This window comes from Mycobacterium sp. (genome assembly GCF_040509115.1).
Lineage (GTDB): Bacteria > Actinomycetota > Actinomycetes > Mycobacteriales > Mycobacteriaceae > Mycobacterium.
Window position 1 is genome coordinate 1 of the sequence record NZ_JBEVLO010000291.1, and the last position, 4,282, is coordinate 4,282.

A 4,282-nucleotide genomic window follows, 5' to 3' on the forward strand; every position below is an offset into this window, starting at 1 on the left:
GATCAAAAACGGCACCCGCCTGCGAAGCCAAGTCTGCGAAACGCAGGTCATTGTGGTGAAGTCTGCCCCCAGTCTGGCCGAACTCCGCGCCGGGGGCGCACCGATGGTGCCCATCGACGTCGAAGACACCGACGAGGTAACCCTTGATCCGGCGTTCTCCGGCGGCACCATCATGGGTAAGCGTTACGTCGGCGAAGACGGCGCCGAGGTGCTGGTGACCAAGTCCGGTGCCGGCGCCCTTAGCGTGGGAACTGATTTGATGAGCCTCAAGGAGGCCAAGCCGTTGCCGGCGAGCGACTGAGTGGAAGGCAGGCAGGAGTCATCCCCTGCGACCTCAGTTCCGGTGAAGGGGCAATGCCACTTCTATCGTTCCCGGCCCGACGGTGATGCCATCGGTATCCTCGGTGCGCACAGAGAGGACGACGATGCCCATCCCGTCCTCGATTCGTTTATCCGCAACGTGCGCAAATATCGTCGCGGTTGTCCCCACCGTAGTGAACCTCCGCATGCGGAATCCCTTGAGGGAGTTGATCGTTCCACCTTCGCCGATCCAATCCCTGACGATGCGTTCCCACATTCCGAGTAAGAACAACACGTTGGCGTACATATCCGGGGCGCCTGTGCTCTTCGCGTAATCCGCATTATGGTGGATGGAATTGAAGTCGCGATTGGCGCCGGCAGCAACCACCAACCGATAGATCGGCAGCGTGAAAGTCACGGTCGGCAGCTGTTCGCCGTTACGCACTTCGTCGAAGTATCGGGTCGATGCGCCCGCGGAGCGCTCTGCTGCAAAGTTCATTGGCTCGGCAGGTTCAGCTCGGGTGCGGGTTGTAGGCATAGACACCATTGCGATATCTAGCCACGACATCGCCCTTGTCCGAGACGATCTCACTTTCGAACGTCAGAAAGGCACCCCGGCCCACCGATGTCTCTTTGACCGCGCACGACAACAATTTCTGCCCGCGCTTCCCGAGGCGCTCACCGGCGAGGACCGGGCGCAGAAAATCCAGTTCCATATCGGTGGCGAAGAATCCCGTGGTTGGTGGGGCGGGTCCAGGATCGGGATTGTTGATCGGGCTGCGCGCCGGCTGCGCGTCGCGCTCGGGGGTGTCGTACAGCGTCGGCCGGCCCGGCTGCCACATCGCCGGCACCGTCCACGACAGCGCCGCTGTGTAGGGCGAAATCACATCGGTATACCCGAATTTCGCTGCCACTGCGGGATCGTGGTGTAGCAGGCAACCCAACTCCAGGGGTTCGCAGTAGCGTCGGATTGTGCCCGGTTCCACCGCATCGGCTCCCCACACGATGTCGCCGTCGGAAAGGTCGGTGCCGACCGCAGAAATCATGGCGTCCCAGGCGCCGCGCCACGTCCTATCAGAGGGATCAGCGCGGTCTTCAGCTGGCACGAGTGTCCTCATTTCGCGTCGGAATGGAATTCGGCGATTTTGTCGGCGGAATATCCGAGCACTTTCTGCAGGACGTAGTCGGTGTCCTGGCCCATCGTCGGCGCCGCTCTCTGGACCGCACCTGGGGTGTCAGAGAGTCGATAGCGTGGCCCCTCTACCGTTGTGCTGCCGTGCAAAGGGTGGGGTAATCGCACCAGATGTCCCCGGTCAACCACCTGCGGATCGGTGCAGAAGTCCCTGCTTGTCGCCACGATGTGAGCGGGTACGCCCACCGATTGCAGAGCGGCCTCGATATCGCGAGCCGCGAGCGTCGCAGTCCACCCGGCGACGGCAATGTCGAGCTCACTCGAGCGTGCCAACCGGCCGGAGGCGGTCGTCAGTGCGCTATCGGCGGCCAGGTCCGGCCTGCCCATCGACTCCACCAGAGCAGCCCACTGTTGGTCGGTCGTGACAGCGATGGCGACGAAGCGTTGAGCGTCAGCGGTGTCGGGGTCATCGAGTGCGCGGTAGACGCCATGGGGGGCAAAATCGCGATCGGCATTGCCCATGCGCTGTGCCACGGTGGCGTTGGCGGCATTGTCGGCTATTTCCGGTGACGTGAAGAACACCCCGGCTTCGACTTGAGAGACGTCGATATAGCAACCCTTACCGGTGCGTTCACGGTGCAACAACGCTGCAAGCAGCGTTGCCAGCGAGAATCGCGGTCCAACAAAATCGGTGTAGGGACCGAACGGCCCGAACGGGATCGAGTCGGGCCAGCCGACAATGTCGGTTAGACCCGCCAACGCTGATCCGACATTGCCGAAACCGGCCAGCTTGGCCATCGGTCCGGTCTGACCGTTAATCGACGTACTGATCATGATGAGGTCGTCTCGCTCGGCGGAGAGCGTGGGGTAGTCCAGACCCCACTGTGCGACCATGCCAGGGGAGAAGGACTCCACAACGACCTCGGCCCAATCGGCGAGATCCCGCACGACGCGTCGTCCTCGATCAGTGCGCAGGTCCACCTCGATACCGAGCTTGCCCGCGTTGCATGTGCCGTAGAGCGCCGAACTTTCAACTGTGACCGCCCCGCCGTGATAGGGCGGCATGAAACGCGCGGTCTCGACCCTGGCCGACGATTCGACCCGCACCACGGTGGCACCGAAATCGGCCAGTGCCCTGCCGATCATCGGGCCCGCCACCACCCAGGACAGATCGAGGACGCGGAGCCCGTCGAGGGGCTTAATCACGACCAGCTCCGACCCGTAGCGATTTGCCGAGCCACTCGCGTCCGACGATGTCGGAATGCTCGCCCAGTGTCGGGGCCGGCAATGACGGTGTCACAGGACCGATGTCGACGGTCGCGAACCGGCCCGGAATCAACTGTCGACGGTCACCGTCACCGACAGGCACGAAGTAATCACGCGCTGAGAGTTGCTCGCTGGTGCGCACGTCTGTGGTGTCGTACACCGGAACGCAGAGCAGCTTGCGGTCTCGGGCAGCATGTAGGACTTCTGATTTCGTCTTGGTCGCCAAAAAGTCTGCGACAGCTGCGCGCGCCGCAGCCATATCGTCGTCAGTGAACTCTCCGGCCTGCATCATGGTGGGCACGGCGCGCCAGTCCAAAGCTGCGAACCGTTGCACACCGATCCCCTCGTCAACCATCCAGGCGAAGAACGGACCGGTGAACCGGCCCGCTGCCGGCCCGATGCCGAGATGAAACTCCACCACGCCATCCGCACACTGCCACTTCTTGAGCGCAGAGGCGGTCCCTGAGCCGCTGCCGGACTGATCGACGCGAGTAGGCGCCCCAGTTTCCAGATCCCGCGGCACGTCGCCCACCGCGTCAGCCAGCACCGACCCCAGTGTGGCGCACGACACGCTCGTTTGGGCTGCGATCTCCACCAACTGGCCACGTCCAGTCCGTTCCCGCGCCAGCAACGCCAGCAGCGCACCGGATGCGGCATCAGCGGCAGCGTGAAGATAACTCTGAGGCAACGACATTCGCAGCGGTGGTCGATCACCGTCGCGATGAACCGCGACCAAGCCCGCGGCAGCCCACACCACCAAGTCAGATTCGGCGTAGGCGGCCTTGGGCCCATTGCGGCCGAACGCGGTGATGGACACGTAGACCAGGCGCTCATTGAGGCAACGCAAATCGTCGTAGTCCAACGACCGGTTTGCCATCACCCCCACGCCCGCGCTTTCCAAGACAACATCGGCCACGGCCGCCAAGTCACGGACAGCGCGAACGCCGTCAGGCGAATCGAAGTCGACGGCGATTCCACGCTTATTGGCAGCGAATGCCTCCCAAAGGTAGGAGGTTTCGCCGGAACGAGGTGCGCGACTGCGCGCGCTGGAGCCGTTCGCGGGTTCAACCTGCACCACATCGGCACCTAAATCGGCGAGGATGCGGCCGGCTAGCAGGCCGCGCGCATCGGTGAGGTCGAGCACCCGGTAACCGTCAAGAAATGTCATGGTTTGCCGCCCACTGCACATAAGCCATCGGCGAACTGACGGTGGAGTTCGCTCACCAGCTCAGCGACTGTCGGCACATCGCTGATCCCCGCGACACTGTGCCCGCCGCTCCAGATCATCTTCCACGGCTTGATATCTCGTGGAATAGTCGGTCGCCCGGCCGCGTCCAACGGTGGCAGGCAATCCGGGTCGATGCCGTAAGCGACGAGTGAGGGCCGCAGGAAGTTTCCGGCGATGCCGCAAATATCCGCGCTCCAGACGATGTCGGCCAGATCGGCGTCGACAAGCATCTTTTTGTGCTCGGTGACAACGCCGGATTCCTCCGTGGCAATGAATCGGGTTCCCGCACAAGCCATATCAGCTCCTAATGCAAGTGCAGCGCGGATACCGCCGCCAGTGCACACACCGCCAGCCAG

The 4,282-nt window shown here is 63.1% G+C and carries 6 protein-coding genes; 1 reads left to right on the plus strand and 5 read right to left on the minus strand.

Annotated elements, in window-relative coordinates; genetic code table 11:
- Position 1 precedes the first annotated feature (1 nt).
- Entirely contained in the window at positions 2-301 is a 300-nt protein-coding gene (locus tag ABW137_RS20175; protein ID WP_526403211.1) for a hypothetical protein, read from the plus strand.
- A 33-nt stretch (positions 302-334) separates the two neighbouring features.
- Here ABW137_RS20175 and ABW137_RS20180 read toward each other — a convergent pair whose 3' ends face one another.
- The 5 genes from ABW137_RS20180 to ABW137_RS20200 form a co-directional block, all read right to left on the minus strand.
- Positions 335-799 carry a hotdog family protein gene (locus ABW137_RS20180; protein WP_526403212.1) on the minus strand — a complete coding sequence of 155 codons (465 nt, stop codon included), beginning with the start codon at positions 797-799 and terminating at the stop codon, positions 335-337.
- A gap of 13 nt (positions 800-812) precedes the next feature.
- Entirely contained in the window at positions 813-1,406 is a 594-nt protein-coding gene (locus tag ABW137_RS20185) for an FAS1-like dehydratase domain-containing protein (RefSeq protein ID WP_526403213.1), read from the minus strand.
- An 8-nt stretch (positions 1,407-1,414) separates the two neighbouring features.
- Positions 1,415-2,638: a CaiB/BaiF CoA transferase family protein gene (locus tag ABW137_RS20190; protein ID WP_526403214.1), complete on the minus strand. Its 1,224-nt coding sequence runs from the start codon at positions 2,636-2,638 to the stop codon at positions 1,415-1,417.
- Positions 2,631-3,887 carry a CoA transferase gene (locus tag ABW137_RS20195; RefSeq protein ID WP_526403215.1) on the minus strand — a complete coding sequence of 419 codons (1,257 nt, stop codon included), beginning with the start codon at positions 3,885-3,887 and terminating at the stop codon, positions 2,631-2,633. The genes ABW137_RS20190 and ABW137_RS20195 overlap by 8 nt, the downstream gene beginning before the upstream one ends.
- The coding region (locus ABW137_RS20200) for an NAD(P)H-dependent flavin oxidoreductase (RefSeq protein ID WP_526403216.1) at positions 3,863-4,282 on the minus strand (420 nt) is incomplete at its 5' end. The genes ABW137_RS20200 and ABW137_RS20195, both read right to left, overlap by 25 nt.

What these genes read in the sequence shown, in the direction of transcription:
- ABW137_RS20180 (WP_526403212.1), bottom strand. Translation starts at nt 799, where the DNA reads ATGAACTTTGCAGCAGAGCGCTCCGCGGGCGCATCGACCCGATACTTC.
- ABW137_RS20195 (WP_526403215.1), bottom strand. Translation starts at nt 3,887, where the DNA reads ATGTGCAGTGGGCGGCAAACCATGACATTTCTTGACGGTTACCGGGTG.